At 42.7% G+C, this 1285-nt stretch carries 2 protein-coding genes; both read right to left on the reverse strand.

The features are described from left to right. Positions 1-602 (reverse strand): hypothetical protein (locus AC1DSE_RS35380; RefSeq protein WP_477529133.1); only part of this gene is annotated, 602 nt, incomplete at its 3' end. Between the two features lie 252 nt (positions 603-854). Further along, entirely contained in the window at positions 855-1124 is a 270-nt protein-coding gene (locus AC1DSE_RS35385) for a hypothetical protein (RefSeq protein WP_477512454.1), read from the reverse strand. Positions 1125-1285 lie beyond the last annotated feature (161 nt).

The raw sequence follows: 1285 nt of genomic DNA on the forward strand, positions 1-1285 counted from the left end.
TTTTGACGGTTATAACGCATTTGTTCCAGCAACTCATAATCATATGGTTTGTACCGAACTAAATAGCGTTTTTCTATTAATTCACTTTGCTCCGATGATAAACGGGATAATGCTCGGTCCATCTCTTCTATTTCAATGTCTAGATCTGCAATTTCCTGTGCCTTGCTTGTCATCCGCTGTTCTTTTCGAATGTACTCCGCCTCGATAGGACTTGCAGGGCCACCGCCACCGCTCATGCCACTGTAGGAAGCGGTCATGGCTGGCAAAGCTAGTTGAGATTGCATAGTTTCTAAATCGAGCTCTAATTTGCGTTTGCGCTTTGTATTTAAAAAATACTGTTCAAGCAGCTCCTCCACGAGAGGAACATATTCTTCTTTTTTAGTCTGTGGTATGTTTAGCTCCACCTGCTCTGCTCCCGCATAGAAATCGTCAAAGCCGTTACCCGAGTCTGCCATATACGTCGCAATGAGTGAACTTTCTTGAACCAGCTCAGGTGTGAGCGTAGTCCTCAATTGTTTTTTAAGTTGGCCATAACGTACAGTAAGCCAGGATAAAGGAATAGATGCGATATTTTGTTCGGTTACTGATATTTTTCTCCGCATGATCGTCGTTCTCTCCTTTCGCTTAACAGGGACAACATATAGGTCATCTAAAGGTAATAAGGTTTGTTCAAATTGTTGGCTACAATAATCGCAGTAATAAAGTCCCTCGTCTATTGGATGGCATAGTCTATCGCAATGTATGCAAATCAAGATTTGTCACTCCCTCCGTTGTTGGTTGCCATCTTCAGGCGAGGTAACCAATCTCCTCGCGACGCCTGTTAAAGCCAGGCGTTTCGGCTCTTGTGTACATTATTAAGCGTAACGTTTTTTAATATCATCCCAATGATCCGCTACCTTCCGTAGTGTCGCTTTTGCTTCTTTCGCATGAGCAGCTGCTGCATTAAAACGCTTAATATCCAAAAACTCAGATACATTCGTCTCTTTGATTTGTTCCATAACCTGTGGATCAAGCGCATCCAATTCCCAGCATTCATAACCAAACTCCGATATATAGCTCGTAGCTCGCGTGTCTGTAAGCTTAGTTGGGTTGGGAGGCGGTAGATATTGTTCAATTTGATCCATATTTAAAGCTACTCGTCGCACTAATGGAAAGGATTCAAATATATTTAATCGCGCTTCGATATCGCGGGTCATGTCAATTCCACTAGGATCATGATCTCCCAAATGGATAATTACCGTTTCTTTACCTTCATCTTATTTTCGGACTAGCCGCTGTGCTGCGA

Source organism: Paenibacillus sp. 01L418 (assembly GCF_056400045.1).

Excerpts from the sequence above, each read along its gene's own strand:
- AC1DSE_RS35385 (WP_477512454.1), bottom strand. The coding sequence starts at position 1,124 with ATGGATCAAATTGAACAATATCTACCGCCTCCCAACCCAACTAAGCTT.